At 70.5% G+C, this 16,438-nt stretch carries 16 protein-coding genes; 13 read left to right on the top strand and 3 right to left on the bottom strand.

All coding sequences use genetic code 11. From position 1 onward, the window contains the following. Positions 1-103: 103 nt before the first annotated feature. Both J2S76_RS07145 and J2S76_RS07140 read left to right on the top strand, forming a co-directional pair. Entirely contained in the window at positions 104-988 is an 885-nt protein-coding gene (locus J2S76_RS07145) for a 4-(cytidine 5'-diphospho)-2-C-methyl-D-erythritol kinase (protein ID WP_307058881.1), read from the top strand. Between the two features lie 13 nt (positions 989-1,001). Then, positions 1,002-1,325: a YnfA family protein gene (locus J2S76_RS07140; RefSeq protein ID WP_307058878.1), complete on the top strand. Its 324-nt coding sequence runs from the start codon at positions 1,002-1,004 to the stop codon at positions 1,323-1,325. 69 nt (positions 1,326-1,394) lie between these two features. On the opposite strand, the gene J2S76_RS07135 is transcribed toward J2S76_RS07140, so the two are convergent. Next, positions 1,395-2,384 (bottom strand): polyprenyl synthetase family protein, encoded by a 990-nt coding sequence (locus J2S76_RS07135; RefSeq protein WP_370874710.1) that lies wholly within the window; start codon positions 2,382-2,384, stop codon positions 1,395-1,397. Positions 2,385-2,793: 409 nt separating this feature from the next. On the opposite strand from J2S76_RS07135, the gene J2S76_RS07130 reads away from it, so the two are divergent. From J2S76_RS07130 to J2S76_RS07090, 9 genes are all read left to right on the top strand, one after another. Continuing rightward, positions 2,794-3,714, top strand: a complete 921-nt coding sequence (locus J2S76_RS07130; protein WP_307058874.1) for a rhamnan synthesis F family protein — start codon at positions 2,794-2,796, stop codon at positions 3,712-3,714. 70 nt (positions 3,715-3,784) lie between these two features. Further along, the gene (locus tag J2S76_RS07125; protein ID WP_307058872.1) at positions 3,785-4,009 is read left to right on the top strand and encodes a putative signal transducing protein; all 225 of its coding nucleotides are present in this window, start codon (positions 3,785-3,787) and stop codon (positions 4,007-4,009) included. 20 nt (positions 4,010-4,029) lie between these two features. Continuing rightward, positions 4,030-4,803 carry a tRNA1(Val) (adenine(37)-N6)-methyltransferase gene (locus J2S76_RS07120; protein WP_307059142.1) on the top strand — a complete coding sequence of 258 codons (774 nt, stop codon included), beginning with the start codon at positions 4,030-4,032 and terminating at the stop codon, positions 4,801-4,803. Between the two features lie 72 nt (positions 4,804-4,875). Next, entirely contained in the window at positions 4,876-5,781 is a 906-nt protein-coding gene (locus J2S76_RS07115; protein ID WP_307058870.1) for a S49 family peptidase, read from the top strand. 34 nt (positions 5,782-5,815) lie between these two features. Beyond that, positions 5,816-6,010, top strand: a complete 195-nt coding sequence (locus J2S76_RS07110) for a hypothetical protein (protein WP_307058868.1) — start codon at positions 5,816-5,818, stop codon at positions 6,008-6,010. 136 nt (positions 6,011-6,146) lie between these two features. Then, the gene (locus tag J2S76_RS07105) at positions 6,147-7,340 is read left to right on the top strand and encodes an efflux RND transporter periplasmic adaptor subunit (RefSeq protein ID WP_307058867.1); all 1,194 of its coding nucleotides are present in this window, start codon (positions 6,147-6,149) and stop codon (positions 7,338-7,340) included. 67 nt (positions 7,341-7,407) lie between these two features. Continuing rightward, positions 7,408-9,345 carry a MacB family efflux pump subunit gene (locus J2S76_RS07100; protein ID WP_307059140.1) on the top strand — a complete coding sequence of 646 codons (1,938 nt, stop codon included), beginning with the start codon at positions 7,408-7,410 and terminating at the stop codon, positions 9,343-9,345. A gap of 262 nt (positions 9,346-9,607) precedes the next feature. Next, a complete protein-coding gene (purD, locus tag J2S76_RS07095) occupies positions 9,608-10,873 on the top strand; it encodes a phosphoribosylamine--glycine ligase (RefSeq protein ID WP_307058865.1) in 1,266 nt (421 codons plus the stop codon). Positions 10,874-10,987: 114 nt separating this feature from the next. Next, complete coding sequence (locus tag J2S76_RS07090) at positions 10,988-11,983, top strand: patatin-like phospholipase family protein (RefSeq protein WP_307058863.1); 996 nt, start codon at positions 10,988-10,990, stop codon at positions 11,981-11,983. 59 nt (positions 11,984-12,042) lie between these two features. Here J2S76_RS07090 and J2S76_RS07085 read toward each other — a convergent pair whose 3' ends face one another. Further along, positions 12,043-12,528, bottom strand: a complete 486-nt coding sequence (locus J2S76_RS07085; RefSeq protein WP_307058861.1) for a nucleoside deaminase — start codon at positions 12,526-12,528, stop codon at positions 12,043-12,045. A gap of 87 nt (positions 12,529-12,615) precedes the next feature. Between J2S76_RS07085 and J2S76_RS07080 the strand changes: the two genes are divergently transcribed. Together J2S76_RS07080 and rsmD are read left to right on the top strand one after the other, a co-directional pair. After that, on the top strand, positions 12,616-14,868 hold the full coding sequence (locus J2S76_RS07080) for a pseudouridine synthase (RefSeq protein ID WP_307058859.1): 2,253 nt from the start codon (positions 12,616-12,618) through the stop codon (positions 14,866-14,868). Positions 14,869-14,879: 11 nt separating this feature from the next. Then, entirely contained in the window at positions 14,880-15,440 is a 561-nt protein-coding gene (rsmD, locus tag J2S76_RS07075; RefSeq protein ID WP_307058857.1) for a 16S rRNA (guanine(966)-N(2))-methyltransferase RsmD, read from the top strand. A 40-nt stretch (positions 15,441-15,480) separates the two neighbouring features. Here the strand turns inward: rsmD and J2S76_RS07070 are convergent, their stop codons facing one another. Beyond that, positions 15,481-16,272 (bottom strand): alpha/beta hydrolase, encoded by a 792-nt coding sequence (locus tag J2S76_RS07070; RefSeq protein WP_307058855.1) that lies wholly within the window; start codon positions 16,270-16,272, stop codon positions 15,481-15,483. Between the last annotated feature and the right edge of the window lie 166 nt (positions 16,273-16,438).

Below are 16,438 nucleotides of genomic sequence, written 5' to 3'. Positions count from 1 at the left end.
GAGGGAGCGGTTGCGCGGGCCGGGCCGGTCATCTCGCGCCTCCCGGTGGCACGGGCATGCGGCGGCGGTTGCGGCCGGCGAAGGCGCGTCGCATAAGCGGTTCATGGTTGTTCACCCACCGCCCAACGCCGTGCTGCGCGAGCGCGCGCCCGCCAAGGTCAACCTCACTTTGCGGGTGCTCGGCCGGCGCGCCGACGGCTATCACGATTTGTCGAGCCTTGTCGCCTTTGCTGGCGTTGGCGACCGGCTGGCGCTGCTGCCGGGGACGGAACTGGCGCTCGCCCTTGAGGGCCCGGGCGCGCCGGCGCTTGCCGGCGAGGGCGACAATCTGGTGCTGCGGGCGGCGCGAGCGCTGGCGGCGCGCGTGCCCGGTCTTGTGACGGGCCGTTTCACCCTCGCCAAGCGGCTGCCGGTGGCCGCCGGCCTTGGTGGCGGCTCGGCGGACGCGGCCGCGGCGCTGCGGCTGCTGGCCCGGGCGAACGGGCTTGAGACCGACGATGATAGGCTGTTCGAGGCGGCGCTCGCCACTGGTTCGGATGTGCCGGCTTGCCTGTATGGCCGGTCCTGCCGGATGGGCGGGCGCGGCGAGGCGATCACCCCGCTCGCTTTGCCGCGCTTCGGGGCGGTGCTGGTGAACCCGCGCGTGGCGGTGGCGACCGTCGACGTGTTCCGCGCGCTGGCGCTGGCGCCGGGCACGCGCTGCGGGGAGGCCGCGCCGGCGCCGGAAGCGGCGTCGCGCTCCGGGCTGCTCGCTTGGCTACGCACCGAGCTCAATGATCTGGAGCCGCCGGCGCGGGCGCTGGCGCCGGTGCTTGGCGCCGTCGAAAGGGCGCTCGAGGCGACGTCGGGGGCGCGGCTGGTGCGGATGTCCGGTTCCGGGGCGACAATGTTCGCGCTCTATGACGACTGCCGCGCGGCGGCCGCCGCGGCGCGGATCGTGGCGGCGGCCCACCCGGGATGGTGGGTGAAGTCCACCGTGCTCGGCTGAAGGCGAGGCGCCGATGCACACCGCCCTGTTCTTCGCCGCCGCCGCTTTGCTGGAGATCGCCGGCTGCTTCGCCTTCTGGGCGGTGATCCGCAACGGGGCGAATGCGCTCTGGCTGGTGCCGGGGGGGCTTAGCCTCATCGCCTTCGGCGCGGCCCTGACTCAGGTCGAGGCGGCGGCGGCCGGGCGCGCCTTCGCCGCCTATGGCGGTGTCTATGTCGCGGCGTCGCTCATGTGGCTGTGGGTGGTAGAGGGGCTCCGGCCCGACCGCTGGGACCTGATGGGCGGAGCGGTGTGCCTCATGGGCGCCGCGCTCATCGTCTTCGCCCCGCGCGGCTAGATCATTTCACTGTTTGTCGCGTCTTCTTCACGCGAACAGGTACCCACTTCGCTTGAAACCGCTCTAGGGTCAGCGCACCCGCGCGATGCAGAAATCGACCACGTCGAGCAGCGCATCCCGGGCCGGGCTGGCGGGGAAGACAGCGAGCGCCTGCTTGGCCGCCGCACCATAGGCGCGGGCACGCTCCACCGTCGCGGCGATGGCGCCATGGCGCAGCAGCAGCGCCAGCGCGTGGTCGAGGTCGCCCTCGCCGATCTCGCCCTGTTCGAGGCAGCGGCGCCAGAAGCCGCGCTCCGCCTCGTCACTGTTGCGCACCGCCAGCACGATCGGCAGGGTGATTTTGCCCTCGCGGAAGTCGTCGCCGACATTCTTGCCGAGATCGGCCTGCGAGCCGCCATAGTCCAGCGCATCGTCGACCAGCTGGAAGGCGATGCCCAGATTCATGCCATAGGCACGGCAGGCGGCCTGCTCCGCCGCGCTGCGTCCGGCGAGCACCGGCCCGACCTCGCAGGCGGCGGCGAACAACTCCGCCGTCTTGCCGCGGATGACGGCGAGATAGGCATCCTCGTCCGTGGCGATGTTCTTGGCAGCGGCGAGCTGGGCGACCTCGCCCTCGGCGATGACCACGGCGGCGGTGGAGAGGATGTCGAGCGCCCGCATGTTGCCGACCTCGATCATCATGCGGAAGGCCTGGCCCAGCAGGAAGTCGCCAACCAGCACGCTGGCCTCGTTGCCCCACAGCATGCGGGCGGCCAGCTTGCCCCGGCGCATCTCGCTGTCGTCGACCACGTCGTCATGCAGCAACGTCGCCGTGTGCATGAACTCGACCGAAGCAGCAAGCTTGACCGTGCCCTCGCCCTCATAGCCCGCCAGCGCACCGGTCGCGAGGGTGAGCATAGGACGCAGACGCTTGCCGCCGGAGGAGATGAGGTGCTGAGCAACCTCCGGAATCATCGTCACCTCGGAGCCGGTGCGCGACAGGATCAGCGCGTTCACACGCCCCATATCGGCCTGGACAAGCGTGACGATGCCCGCCAGCGAGGCTTCGGACCCCGTCACGGCGGGAGTGAAGGAGTAGGCGACGGACACAGGGGGCTCCCTCAGCAATGGCGACGGCGAGCGGCGATACGCTCGTGACCCGAGCGGTTCTCATAGCTTACCGCGCCCGAAGGCGAAAGTTTTCGTCACCCTGCGCCGCCCGCCGCCCCGTAAGCGCCGGGGACCTCGCCCATGGAATACAGGCTCTCTGGGGGACAAAGAGAAACGGACTGTTGCGAAAGTAACATGGATTTGACTAGTATCGAGATACTAGATTGTTGTTGGGGTCGTGGGCTTGGCGTGGTTTTTGAAAGTCCGGAAAGAATTGGGGCGCTGGCGCGCCAAGCTGTCCAGCGTGCCCTGGATGTTTCTCGGTGCCGTGCGGCGCCGGGACTACGATTCAGGGCGCCCGCACAGCGTAAAGATTACGTTGGGAAAGCAGCCGATTGCCGATCAGGTCGCCATTCTGGTGATCTTTCCGCGCGCCGGCATACCCGCCTCCACCTTCGCCACCCTGGCCCATTTCGCCCGCCACGGCATTGCCTGCGTCGTCGTGTCCAATGCTCCCCTGCGCGAGGAGGATCGCGCGCGGCTGGGCGACGTCACGCATCTGGTGATCGAGCGGCCCAATCTCGGCTATGATTTCGGCGGCTTTCGCGAAGGTATCCTCACGCTGTTCGAGCGGGGCGTGAGGCCGCACATGCTCTTCCTGATGAATGACAGCCTGTGGTTCCCGCTGCGCACGGATTGCGATGCGCTGGCGCGCTGCCGACAGGCGCCGGAAGACGTGTTCGGCTTTCTGCTCAATGGCGTGCCTCGCTTCGGCGTGAGCCGGGACTATGTGCAGTCCTACTTCCTGCGCTTCTCGCCGCGCCTGCTGGCGAGCGAGGAGTTTCTCACCTTCTGGCGCGACATGCCGCTCATCGACAACAAGCATCTGGTGGTGCGGCGGCTGGAGCGCGGCCTGTCGCGCCATTTCGCCCGCCGGGGCTATACGCTCGGCGCGCTCGTCGACTGGCGTACCGTGATTGACCGGCTGATGGCGCTGGACGACCCGGACAAGCTCGCCCGCATCTTCGCCTATCAGTGCCAGCTGAACCCGAAGGACGCGGCCAGGCTCCAGCCTCTGATCGACAAGGGATGGTCGCCGCTGCGCATCCGCGACGCGCTGGCCGGCCCGATCCGCCGAAAGCGGCTCTTCGCCTCCTTTCCGTTGATGCACCCCGAATTCGTGCTGGAGCTCGGCCTGCCGGCGCTGAAGCGCAAGCTGCCGATCCAGTACCGGGAACTCGTCCGCCTCGGCCTCGACAAGGATTTCGAGCCCGCCGTGCGCGCCGAGATGCGGCTCTGAGACACCCCGCAAGTCGGCACCAAACGCGGCCGGCTTGCCTTGCGGGCGGCTTGCTGCCTCATATAGCGCGATGCGCGAACTCATCCGGACCAATGACCTCGTCCTCCTCTCCGCCATCACGGCCCTGCTCGACAGCGCGGGGATCGGCCATCTCGTGCTCGACCAGCATATGAGCGTGATGGAGGGCTCGATCGGCCTGCTGCCGCGTCGCCTGCTGATTGAGAGCGAGCGGGAACAGGAGGCGCGGGCGCTGCTGGACGAGGCCGGCTTCGGCGCCGCCCTCGGCGACGCATGAGCGATGTGATGCGCGAGCTTATGGGCGAGGCGCCGACGGATGAGGTCCTGACCGATGACGCTTTTCTTGGCGGCCGGCTGCACCTGCTGCAGCCGCAGCGCGGCCACCGCGCTGGTCATGACGCATTGCTGCTGGCGGCCAGCGCGCCGGAAGCCGGACGTGCGGTTGATCTCGGCGCCGGGGTCGGCGCGGCCGGGCTCGCCTATGCCGCAAGGGTTCCCGTCGCCACGCTGACATTGGTGGAGATCGACCCGGCGCTGGCCGACCTCGCCGGCCGCAACGCGGCGCGCCAGATGCCGGGCCTCGCCGAGCGGGTGCGGGTGGTGTGCGCCGATGTCGCCCGGCTCGGGCGCCCCTCCGGACCGGACATGCCGGCCGCCGGCGCCGCCGATCTGGTGCTAATGAACCCGCCCTTCAACGACCTCGCCCGCCACCGCGCCTCGCCGCACTCTGGAAAAGCGCTCGCCCACGCCATCGCCGATGCCGATGCGGAGGTCTGGCTGCGCGCGGCCGAGCGGCTGCTGGCGCCGGGCGGGCGGCTGGCGCTGATCCACCGGCCGGAGGCCATCGAAGCGCTGCTGGCCGGGCTGAAGGGCCGATTCGGCGCCGTGACGATCCGCCCGGTCCACCCCTCCCCCGAAGCGCCGGCAAACCGGCTGCTGATCGGCGCCATCAAGGGCCGCCGCACGCCGCCCGCGCTGCTGCCGGCTCTGGTGCTGGCGGGAGGCGACGGCCGGCCCAGCGCCGCCGCCGAGCATGTGCTGCGCGCGGGCGGGGCGATCGGGCCGGGATGACGCGAGGCTCAATGCGTCGCCCCGGCGCGACGACACATTGAGCAAAGGCCACACGCACCCTATCTCTAGGGCATGGCCACATCATCCTTCTTCCAAGACCTCCGCCGCCGTCTCGATCCCTTCCTGCCCGCCAGGCTACGCGGCGGCACACCCATCGTACCGGTCGTGCGACTGAACGGAGCGATCGGCATGGCCAGCCCGTTCCGCCCCGGCATCACCTTCGCCAACACGTCGAGGGCGCTGGAGCGCGCTTTCGCGGTGAAGGGCGCCAAAGCGGTGGCGCTGGTGATCAATTCGCCGGGCGGGGCGCCGACCCAGTCCCACCTCGTCTACAAGCGCATCCGCGCCCTCGCCGTGGAGAAGAAGCTGCCGGTGATCGCCTTCGTTGAGGATGTCGCGGCTTCGGGCGGCTACATGCTGGCCTGCGCGGCCGACGAGATCGTCGCCGACGATTTCTCCATTCTCGGCTCCATCGGCGTGGTGAGCGCCGGTTTCGGCTTCCCCGCCGCGCTGGAAAAGCTCGGCATCGAGCGCCGCGTCTACACCGCCGGCACCCGTAAGGTGATGCTCGACCCGTTCCAGCCGGAGAAGGCGGAGGATATCGAGCGGCTGAAGGCGCTGCAGCAGGAGATCCATGCCGCCTTCGTGACGCTGGTGAAGGCGCGGCGCGGCGACGTGCTTTCCGGCGATGACGAGACTCTGTTCTCCGGCGAGTTCTGGGCAGCACCGCAGGCGCAGGAACTCGGCCTTGTCGACGCCATCGGCGACCTGCGCGGCTTCCTGCGTGCCCGCTATGGCGAGAATGTGCGCACCCCGCTGATCGAGGTGAAGCCCGGCCTCTTCGGCCGTCGCTCGCCCGGCGTGGCGATGAGCGCGGTAACGGGCGGCGGGGCCGCGGCCGATATCGGCGCCGGGGCGGCGCAGGCCCTCATTTCCGCCGCAGAGGAACGTGCATTATGGGGCCGCTTCGGGCTCTGACGCGTCGCTGCCGCTCCCTTCCGGAAACACCCTCATGCCGCCCGTTTTCATCCTCGCTCTGGGTGCCATCGGCACCGCCGCCCTGGTCAAGGTGCTGGTGCGAGAATCGCGCCGCGTGAACACCGAGCTCGACGCCCAGCGCCGCGCCGAGAGGGCGGGCACGCTCGACCCCCGCGCCACGCTGCGCCGTGACCCCGCCACCGGCGAGTACCGGCCGGGTGATTCCTAGGGCTCGGCCCGCGCCTCCGGCCCCCACGCTGGAGCGCCTCCAATGTTGCCGCCACAATCCATCATTACCGCGAATTCACTTTATCTGCCGTAACTTAGGCCTTACGCCTTGAAGCCGGCGAGGACGGAATGGCGTGATGTTACAGAAGGCGGAAAACAGCTGGACGGGTGAGAAGGCGGCGGGCCGGCGGCGGCGCTGGCCGTGGCTGCTCGCCGCCCTGCTGATGGCCGGGGGCGGCTATTACTACTATGCCGGCGTCCAGGCGCCCGAGGAGGCGCCTGCCTTCCAGACCGCCATCGTCGCGCTCGGCGACATCGAGACCAATGTCAACGCCATCGCCAAGATGCAGCCCAAGACCTATGTCGATGTCGGCACGCAGGTCTCCGGCCAGCTGCGCACCATCCACCCTGATGTGGGCGAGGTGGTGAAGAAGGGCGACCTTCTCGCCGAGATTGACCCCACCGTCTACCAGACCCGCGTCGCCGGCGACCGCGCCAGCCTCGACAATCTGCGCGCCCAGCTGGCGCAGGCGGAGGCGCAGCTGACGCTGGACCGGCTGCGCAATGAGCGCGCGCAGCAATTGCTCAAGAACCAGTCCGGCAGTAAGGACGCCGCCGACGCCGCCATGGCGACCGAACAGATCAGCGAGGCCAAGATCGACGCGCTGAAGGCGCAGATCGCCCAGATGCAGGCGACGCTGGACGGCGACCTCGCCAATCTCGGCTACACCAAGATCTATGCCCCAATGGACGGCACGGTCGTCTCCATCACCGCCCGCGAGGGCGGCACGCTGAACGCCAACCAGTCCGCCCCCATCGTGCTGCGCATCGCCGACCTGCAGACGATGACGGTGACGGCGCAGGTGGCGGAAGGCGACATTCCCCGGATCACCGTCGGCACGCCGGCTTCCTTCTCCACGCTGGGCCTGCCGGACCGGCGCTGGCGCGGCACGGTGCGGCAGATCGAGCCGACGCCCACCATCGTCAACGACGTGGTGCTCTACAATGTGCTGATCGACGTGCCCAATGAAGACCTGATGCTGATGACCGACATGACGGCGCAGGTATTCTTCCGCCTCGGCGAGGCCAAAGGCGTTAAGCTGGTGCCGACCCCGGCGATCCGCACCGCCCGCGACGGCAGCCAGAGCGTGCGCGTGCTGACCCCGCAGGGGCCGCAGGAGCGCCCGGTGAAGACCGGCCTGTCCAACCGCAGCCAGACCGAGATTCTGGAGGGGCTGGACGCCGGCGAGACGGTGATAACGGGCGCCAACGCCCCGGCGGGCCCGCGTCCGGGTGGGGGCCGCCCCTCCATGCCGCCGCGTCTGGGCTGAGGCGATGAGCGAGGCCGCGACCCGCATCGAGGATAGCACCGCCACAGCCCGCCTGGCAGGCGAGCAAATGCGGCCGATCGTCGAGCTCGTCGATGTCAGCCGCATCTACCCGAATGGCGAGAGCGTGGTGCGGGCGCTCGACCGCGTGTCGCTCTCCATCCATTCCGGCGAGTTCATCGCCATCATGGGCCAGTCCGGCTCGGGCAAGTCGACGCTGATGAACATCATCGGCTGCCTCGACCGGGTGTCGTCCGGCGCCTACCGCGTCGACGGCGTCGACGTGGAGGAGCTGGGTCCGGACGAGCTGGCAGAGCTGCGCTGTTCGGCCTTCGGCTTCGTGTTCCAGCGCTACAATCTGCTGCCCAGCCTGACGGCGGCGGAGAATGTCGCCATTCCCGCCATCTATGCCGGCATGGGGCGCGAGGCGCGCGAGGAGCGGGCGCACGGGCTGCTCGCCCGGCTGGGGCTCGGCGAGCGCAGCGAACACCGGCCGAATCAGCTTTCCGGCGGCCAGCAGCAGCGCGTCTCCATCGCCCGCGCGCTGATGAACGCGGCGCCTGTCATCCTGGCCGACGAGCCGACCGGCGCGCTCGATTCGCGCTCCGGCGAGGAGGTGCTGGCGCTGCTCGGCGAACTCAATGCCGAGGGCCACACCGTCATTCTCATCACCCACGACCCCGATGTCGCCGCCCATGCCCGCCGCGTCGTGCGCTTTCAAGACGGGCGCATCGTCTCCGACGAGCGGCGCGAGGACGAGCCCGCCCGCGCGCCACTGCCCGGCACCGGCCCGGCCCGGCGCGGCGGGCTGGCGCGCTTCGTGCCCGATCTGGCGGAAGCGGTGCGCATGGCCTTCGCCTCGATGACGGCGAATCTGTTCCGCACCGCCCTGACGCTTCTGGGCATCGTCATCGGCGTCGCCTCCGTGATCACGATGCTGGCGGTGGGTGATGGCGGCAAGCAGAGCGTGCTGGACCGCATTTCGCAGATCGGCACCAATCTTCTCATCGTCCGCCCCGGCGCGCCGGGCATCCGCACCGCCGGCGACAATGCCACGCTACTGGCGGAGGATGCCGAGGCGCTGAAGACCATTCCGGGCATCGAAGCCATCGCCCCGGACCGCTCCGGCCGCTACACGCTGCGCTACGGCTCGCTCGACTATTTCACCACCGTGACCGGCACCACGCCCGACTATCTCGCCGCCCGCGACTGGGCGCTGGCGCGCGGGGTGATGTTCACCCCGGCCGATGTGCGCGCCTATGCGCCGGTGACGGTGCTGGGACAGACCGTAGCCCAGAACCTGTTTGGTGCCGACGACCCGATCGGCCGCTATGTCATGGTCAAGAACGTGCCCTATGAGGTAATCGGCGTCCTCGCCCCGCGCGGCGCCAATGCCTTCGGCCAGGACCAGGACGACGTGGCGCTGGTGCCGCTCTCCACCGGCTTCGTGCGGGTGTTCGGCCGGCAGTTCCTGAACTCGGTCACGATCAAGGTGACGCAGGCCGGCGACATTCCGGCGGTGGAGGCGGCGATCACCCGCATCATCGCCGAACGCCACCAGACCGAGGATTTCCAGGTACGCAACACCGCGCAGTTCCTGGAGACGGCGATGGAGACGCAGAACACGCTGACCCTCGTGCTCGGCTGCGTCGCCGCCATCTCGCTGCTGGTGGCCGGCATCGGGGTGATGAACATCATGCTGGTGAGCGTGACCGAACGCACCCGCGAGATCGGCATCCGCATGGCGACGGGGGCGCGGATGAGCAACATCATGCTGCAGTTCAACACCGAGGCGTTGGTGGTGTGCTCGGTCGGCGGGGCGGTAGGCGTCGGACTCGGCCTTGCCGCCGCGCTGGGCCTGGAAGGAATGGGCGTGACCATCGTGCTCTCGCTGATGCCGCCGCTTCTCGCCTTCGCCTGCGCCTTCCTCACCGGCCTCGTCTTCGGCTACCTGCCCGCCCGCAAGGCGGCGGGGCTCGATCCGGTGGTGGCGCTGGCCTATGAGTGAGGGGCGCCTTCGGGAGCGGGGCGCATGCCGGCTGTGTGGTTCGAGGCTCGCTTCGCTCGCACCTCAGCATGACGAGCGTGGTTCGTCGTCCCCCGTGCGACGTCATCCTTCGAGGCGCGGGCAGAGCCCGAGCCGCGAAGGATGTTCGATGGTGTCGGGCCCGACCTCCCATTCGCCGCTCCCCCTTGCTCCCCGCCGCCCGAACGTTTAGGCGAAACGCTCAGCGAGGCGCCCGCCGGGGCGCGCAGATCGAGGTTGCCGCATGAATGTTCTTCTGCTCGGCTCAGGGGGCCGCGAGCATGCGCTCGCCTGGAAGCTGGCGCAGAGCCCGCTGATGGGCGCCTTCTTCGCGCTGCCCGGCAATCCTGGCATCGCCCAGTTCGCCACCTGTTTCGACAGCGTGCCGCTGGAGGACCATGACGCCATCGTCACCCTGTGCCTCGCCGAGAAGATCGACCTCGTCGTGGTCGGCCCGGAGGCGCCGCTGGTCGACGGCATCGCCGACCGGCTGATCAGCGAGGGCATCGCCGTGTTCGGCCCGCGCCGGGTGGCGGCGCAGCTGGAAGGCTCCAAGCTTTTCACCAAGGAATTGTGCAAGGCGCACGCCATCCCCACCGCCGCCTTCGGGCGTTTCACCCAGGTGGAAGACGCCCGCGCCTTCGTCCGGCACCACGGCGCGCCGATCGTGCTCAAGGCTGACGGGCTGATGGCCGGCAAGGGCGTGATCGTGGCGATGACGCTGGAGGAGGCGTTGGCCGGCGTCGACGAGGTGTTCGCCATGGGCGGCGCGGGCACGGAAATCCTGATCGAGGAATTCCTCGACGGCGAGGAAGTCTCGTTCTTCTGCCTGGTCGATGGCGAGACCGTGCTGCCCTTCGGCTCGGCGCAGGACCATAAGCGCGCCTTCGACAATGACGAGGGGCCGAACACCGGCGGCATGGGCGCCTACTCGCCCGCCCCGGTCTTTACCGCCGAGATGGAGCGGCGCACCCTGCACGACATCGTCAAGCCCACCGCCCGCGCGCTGGCCGATGCGGCGAGCCCGTTTCGCGGCGTGCTGTTCGCCGGGCTGATGATCACCAGCGAGGGGCCGAAGCTGATCGAATACAATGTCCGCTTCGGCGATCCCGAATGCCAGGTGCTGATGATGCGGATGGAGGGCGATCTGCTGGCGCTGCTCGCCGCTGTTGCCACAGGCCAGCTGGAGGACCAGCCGGTCGCGCTGAAGCCCGACGCGGCGATTTCCGTAGTGATGGCGACGAAGGGCTATCCCGGCCCCTATGGCAAGGGCTCGCGCATTGGCGGGCTGGAGGCTGCGGAGACCATTCCCGGCGTGAAGGTGTTTCATGCCGGCACCCGTCGGGAGGGCGAGGCCATCCTCGCCCATGGCGGGCGGGTGCTGACCGTTACCGCGCTCGGCGGCAATGTCGCCGAGGCGCGCGAGCGGGCCTATGACGCTATTGCCCGCATCCACTGGCCGGAAGGCTTCTGCCGCCGCGACATCGCCTGGCGGGCGCTGGGCGACTGAGCCGGGCGCTGAAAAGCCCGCTATTCGGCCGAATGCGGGCCGCCCACTCTGGCGTCGCCGCGCCGGCGGGCCCATGTTCAAACAAATGCCGCGGGCCCGTGGCAGAACACGTGCATGGGCGAAACCATGGATGATTCCACCTCTGGCCGACGTCGGCGCCCGCCGGCGGGCGATGCCCCGGTTGGCGAGCTTGCGCCGACAGCCTCCCCCTCGGCGACGGAGGAAACCGCAGCGCGCGGCGCCATCTCCTCGCCCGGTGGCACGGTGCCGGGCGCCCCGGCGCACCGGGTGCCGACGCTCGGCGTAGCGCTGGGCTCGGGCGGGGCGCGCGGTCTCTCCCACATTCTGGTGCTGGAGGCGCTGGACGATCTCGGCCTGCGTCCCACCGCCATGGCCGGGGCGTCGATCGGCGCGCTGTTCGCCAGCGTCTATGCTGCGGGCATGCCCGCGCGCGATATCCGCCACCTCGTCACCCAGACGCTGAAAAATCGCGGCGAGGTGATGAAGCGCCTGCTCGCCGCGCGGGTGGGGCGCATCTCCGATCTGTTCGGTGCCGGCCTCGGTAACCCGGTGCTGATCGATGCCGAGCGCTTTATCGGCGGCTTCATGCCGGAGGCGGTGCCGGAGACATTCGAGGAACTTTCGATTCCGCTGCAGGTGGTGGCGACCGATTACTGGGAGCGCTGCGAGCGCACCTTCGCCAGCGGGCCTATCCGCCCGGCGGTGGCGGCCTCGCTGGCCATTCCCGGCCTCATCCGCCCGGTGCAGCTGGAGGGCCACACGCTGGTCGATGGCGGGGCGGTGAACCCGCTGCCCTTCGACCTGCTTCGCGCTCGGGCCGATGTGGTGATCGCTGTCGACATCACCGGCGGCCATGGCACGGAGATGCGCGGCGTGCCGGCGCCTTTCGAGGCGATGTTCGCCACGCTGCAGATCATGGCCTCCTCCATCGTCGGCGAGAAGCTGAAATCCGGGGCGCCGGACATATTGATCCGGCCCAATGTGAATGATTTCCGCGTGCTCGACTTCTTCCGCGCCGCCGCCATCCTGAAGGCCGCCGAGCCGGTCAAGGACGAGGTGAAGCGCCGGCTTGAGGCGGTGCTGGGGTAGACCTTTGGTTTGCCGCGTTTTCTTGACGCGAACCGGCATCCACTTCGCTTGAAAACACTCTACTCTCGCCGCCCGGCGAAAAAACCGCGCAGCAGGCTGGCCGACTCGCTCTCGCCCAGGCCGCCATAGACATCCGGCCGGTGGTGGCAGGTCGGCTGGGCGAAGAAGTGTACGCCGCTTTCCACCGCCCCGCCCTTGGGGTCGGCCGCGCCGTAATAGACCCGGCGCAGCCGCGCGAAGGAAATCGCTGCCGCGCACATGGTACAAGGCTCCAGAGTGACGTAGAGATCGCAGTCGGTGAGCCGATCATTGCCGAGACGGGCGGCCGCCGCGCGGATGACCAGCATCTCCGCATGGGCGGTGGGGTCGGAAAGCTCGCGGGTGCGGTTGCCATCGGCAGCCAGCACCTCGCCCGCACGCACCAGCACCGCGCCCACCGGCACCTCGCCGCGGGTGGCGGCGCGGGCCGCCTCAATGAGGGCAAGCCGCATGAAATCGCGGCGGGCCCAGCCGGTGCCGGCCGCGTCGGAACGCTCGTTCGTCAAGGCCCTACTCGTCTAAAGCTCGCCAAAAGCTCGCATCGTCCTGCAGGACATGCTAGCACCCGCCGCCCGGAGACCGGATCAATCCCCATGCCCAAAAACACGCCGCCCCGCAAGGAAATCAACCGCGTTCCCCGCGCCGCCCGCCCGGCCGCGTCCGAGGAGGCGGGACCGCGCGAGGCGGAGCGCATCGCCAAGGTGGTGGCCCGCGCCGGCCTCGGCTCGCGCCGCGAGATCGAGGAATGGATCCTGGCCGGGCGCGTGGCGGTGAATGGCGAGGTGCTGGAAAGCCCAGCCCGCACCGTGACCGCCGAGGACGAGATCACCGTTGACGGCGTCAAGCTGCCGGAGAAGGAGCGCACGCGGCTGTTCCTCTACCACAAGCCCAAGGGCGTGGTGACGACCAATTTCGACCCGGAAGGCCGCCCCACCCTGTTCGAGATCCTGCCCGCCGGCCTGCCGCGCCTGGTCTCGGTCGGCCGTCTCGATCTCAACACCGAAGGGCTGATCCTGCTGACCAATGATGGCGGGCTCTCGCGGGTGCTGGAGCTGCCGGAAACCGGCTGGCTGCGCCGCTATCGCGTGCGTGCCAAGGGCGACATCACCCAGGACAAGCTCGACGCTCTGATCGCCGGCATCACCGTCGAGGGCGTGCATTACGGGCCGATCGAGGCGGTGCTCGACCGCGTGCAGGGCGCCAATGTGTGGCTGACCCTGGCGCTGCGCGAGGGCAAGAACCGCGAAGTGCGCAATGTGCTCGGCTCGCTCGGGCTCGACGTGAACCGGCTGATCCGCCTCTCCTATGGCCCGTTCCAGCTCGGCGAGCTGCCGCAGGGCGAGGCCGAGGAGGTGCGCACCCGCATCCTCGCCGACCAGCTCGGCGAGGCGCTCTCCAAGGCCGCCGGCGCCGATTTCGACGGGCCGCTGTTCAACCATGCCGAGGACGACGCGCCCGCCCGCGCCGCCAAGGGGGGCGCCAAGGGAGCGGCGAAGGGGGCGGCGAAGCCGCGCTACGCCAAGCCGGAAGGGGCCGAGGACCGCCACCGGCGCCTGCCCATCGACACCGAGCCGGGCGAGGGCAAGAGCGTGACAGCCGGTGTCGTTGCCGACCGCAAGGGCCGCAAGGTGCTGGTGCAGCGCGTGCGCTCCACGGAAGCCCCGCTTGAGGACGCCCCCGCCCGCCCCGCCCGCGCCCGGCGCGACGAGGAACGCGCCAGCGTGCGCACCGGCAAGCGCCCCGCCGCCGCCAGCGGCGAACGCGGCGGCGAGCGGACCTTCCGCAAGCGCCCGGATCAGGCTGCCGAGGCCGGCGAGGCCCGCCCCGCCCGCGAGGAGCGCCCCTTCGGCGAGCGCCCCACCCGGGCCGGCGCTTCCAGCCGCGACCGCAAGGTCGGCGGCCCGCGCCCCGCCCGTCCGCGCGTCGATCGCGAGGGTGAGGCCGGCGAGCGCACCTTCCGCCCCCGCAGCGATTCCGATGCCCCGCGCGGCGAGCGTCCGGCGCGCGGCGACCGTCCCGAGCGCCCGTTCCGCGAGCGCGCGCCTCGTCCCGAGGGCGAGCGCACCTTCCGGCCGCGCAACGATTCCGATGCCTCGCGTGGCGAGCGTCCCGAGCGCAGCGAACGCCCGGCCCGGCCGGAGCGCCCCGAGGGCGGGCGTTCCTTCCGTGGCGCCGGCAGCGCCCGGCCCTATAGCGGCCGGGTGAAGTCCGAGCAGTCACGCAGCTTCCGGCCGCGCCCGGAAGGCGACGAACGCCCCGCCCGCCGCGAGCGTCCCGAGGGGGCTCGCCCGGATTCGGCGCGCCCCTTCCGCGAGCGCGGGCCACGCCCCGAGGGCGAGCGGCCCGCCCGTTCCTTCCGCCCCCGGCCGGAAGGCGATGAGCGCCCTGCCCGCCGCGAACGTCCCGAGGGCGACCGCCCGCAGGGCGCGCGGCCGTTCCGTTCCCGCGACGATCGGGCGCCCCGCGAGGATCGTCCCCCGCGCGGCGATCGCCCGGCCGGCGGCCGCTCCTTCGGCGACAAGCCGTCTGGCGGTCGCTCTTTCGGGGACAAGCCGGCGGGTGGCCGGTCCTTCGGTGACAGGCCCTCCGGCGGCGGTGGCAAAAGCTATGGCGCCAAGAATTTTGCCGATAAGCCCGGCGGGCGCCCGTCCGGCGGCAAGCCGTTCGGCAAACCCTCTGGCGACCGTCCTGAGGGTAGCCGACCGTCCGGTGGCAAGCCGTTTGGCAAGCCGGCGGGTCGGCCAACCGGCGGCAAGCCCTTCGGCAGCAAGCCTTCCGGTGGCAGGCCGTCTGGCAAGCCCTCTGGCGGCAAACCCGGCCGCCCGCCCCGTTCGCCGCGCAGCTGACGGACCCGGCCATGCGGATCGTCGGCGGGCGCTTCAAGGGGCGGACGTTGCGCGGCCCCTCCTCCATGACCACGCGCCCGACCTCCGACCGGTTGCGCGAGGCGCTGTTCAACGTGCTCGCCCATGCCTATGGCGATGCGGCGGACGGCGCCCGCGTGCTCGACCTGTTCGCCGGCACCGGCGCGCTGGGGCTGGAGGCGCTGTCGCGCGGCGCGAAGCTGGCGGTGTTCGTCGATGAGGCGCCGGAGCCGCGCGGGCTGATCCGCGCCAATGTCGAGACGCTCGGCGTCGCCGGCATCACCCGCATCTTCCGCCGCGATGCCACCAAGCTCGGCGAGGCGTTCGCCAGCGATGCCTTCGACCTCGTCTTCTGCGATCCGCCCTATGGGCGCGGCCTCGCCGAGAAGGCGGTGGCGGAGGCGCTGGCGGGTCGCTGGCTGGCGCCCGGCGCGCTGGTCGTGGTGGAGGAATCGGTCGAGGCCGCCTTTGCCGCCCCCGAGGGCTTCGAGGAGCTGGAGCGCCGCCGCTACGACACCAGCGAGATCATTTTCCTGCGCGCGCCGGGCGGCTGAAGCCGGCCGCGACCGGCCGACGCGCCGGTGCCCAGCCCCCTCAGCCCGCCTCCTCCACCGCCGCCAGGATGCGCTCGATGTCCTCGGGGCGGGACAGGCGGTGGTCGCCATCCTTGATGAGGCTCAGCACCACATCGTCCTCGGCGAGGCATGTGACGAGGCGCAGCGCGTGCTGCCAGGGCACATCCGGGTCGGCCACACCCTGCAGGATCCGCACAGGGCAGCCCACGGCGAAGGGCGCGCCGAGCACGAGGTTGGCCCGCCCGTCCTCGATCAGCCCGCGGGTAATGACCTGCCCGGGGCCGTACTCCGAAGGGCGCACCCACTGGCCGTCCCGCATCAGGGCGGCGCGCACCTCCTCCGGCATCGCCTTCCACATCAGCTCCTCGGTGAAATCGGGCGCCGGGGCGATCAGCACCAGCGCCGCGAGCCGGCCGGTCTCGCCGCGCGCCGCCAGTGCCCGTGCGAGAAGCAGCGCGATCCAGCCGCCCATGGAGGAGCCGACCACGATCTGGGGGCCTTGCGTCTCGGCGTCGAACACGGCGAGGGCGTCCTGCGCCCAGCGCGAGATCGTGCCGTCCTCGAACGCTCCGGCCGATTCGCCGTGGCCGGAGTAATCGAAACGCACGATGCGCCGCCCGGTGCGCGCGCCCCATTCGGCCAGCGCCTGCGCCTTGCTGCCGCGCATATCCGAGAGGAAGCCGCCGCACCACAGGACGCCCGGCGAGCCGGCGGTCGAAACCCCAGGGGTGACGCGCACCGCGATCGCCCTTTGGTCGTCGCCGACGGTGAGAAAATGGGGCGCGTCGTCTTTGTCGGCGGGGTGGTTCATCGCAGGTTCTTCCTCAACCGTCGGCGGTACCGGGAGCGGGGTCTGGCCGCCGGCATCTTGCGATTCGGGCCGGCAACGCCATCTTGGCTTACAGGCAGGGATCGCGGACGAACAGCGGGCCGGGGGCTCCAGCGCGCGCATGCGCGGCTGGAAGTACCTTGGCATG

Source organism: Ancylobacter vacuolatus (assembly GCF_030813595.1).
Lineage (GTDB): Bacteria > Pseudomonadota > Alphaproteobacteria > Rhizobiales > Xanthobacteraceae > Ancylobacter > Ancylobacter vacuolatus.
Note: the sequence above shows the minus strand (reverse complement) of the source record. Positions and strands in the feature narration are given on the sequence as shown.

Bases quoted from the DNA above. Each gene is read 5' to 3' on its own strand.
- rsmD (WP_307058857.1), top strand. From the start codon at position 14,880: ATGCGGATCGTCGGCGGGCGCTTCAAGGGGCGGACGTTGCGCGGCCCC.
- J2S76_RS07090 (WP_307058863.1), top strand. From the start codon at position 10,988: ATGGGCGAAACCATGGATGATTCCACCTCTGGCCGACGTCGGCGCCCG.
- J2S76_RS07080 (WP_307058859.1), top strand. From the start codon at position 12,616: ATGCCCAAAAACACGCCGCCCCGCAAGGAAATCAACCGCGTTCCCCGC.
- purD (WP_307058865.1), top strand. From the start codon at position 9,608: ATGAATGTTCTTCTGCTCGGCTCAGGGGGCCGCGAGCATGCGCTCGCC.
- J2S76_RS07125 (WP_307058872.1), top strand. From the start codon at position 3,785: ATGCGCGAACTCATCCGGACCAATGACCTCGTCCTCCTCTCCGCCATC.
- J2S76_RS07120 (WP_307059142.1), top strand. From the start codon at position 4,030: ATGGGCGAGGCGCCGACGGATGAGGTCCTGACCGATGACGCTTTTCTT.
- J2S76_RS07145 (WP_307058881.1), top strand. From the start codon at position 104: ATGGTTGTTCACCCACCGCCCAACGCCGTGCTGCGCGAGCGCGCGCCC.
- J2S76_RS07105 (WP_307058867.1), top strand. From the start codon at position 6,147: ATGTTACAGAAGGCGGAAAACAGCTGGACGGGTGAGAAGGCGGCGGGC.
- J2S76_RS07115 (WP_307058870.1), top strand. From the start codon at position 4,876: ATGGCCACATCATCCTTCTTCCAAGACCTCCGCCGCCGTCTCGATCCC.
- J2S76_RS07100 (WP_307059140.1), top strand. From the start codon at position 7,408: ATGCGGCCGATCGTCGAGCTCGTCGATGTCAGCCGCATCTACCCGAAT.
- J2S76_RS07070 (WP_307058855.1), bottom strand. From the start codon at position 16,272: ATGAACCACCCCGCCGACAAAGACGACGCGCCCCATTTTCTCACCGTC.
- J2S76_RS07140 (WP_307058878.1), top strand. From the start codon at position 1,002: ATGCACACCGCCCTGTTCTTCGCCGCCGCCGCTTTGCTGGAGATCGCC.
- J2S76_RS07110 (WP_307058868.1), top strand. From the start codon at position 5,816: ATGCCGCCCGTTTTCATCCTCGCTCTGGGTGCCATCGGCACCGCCGCC.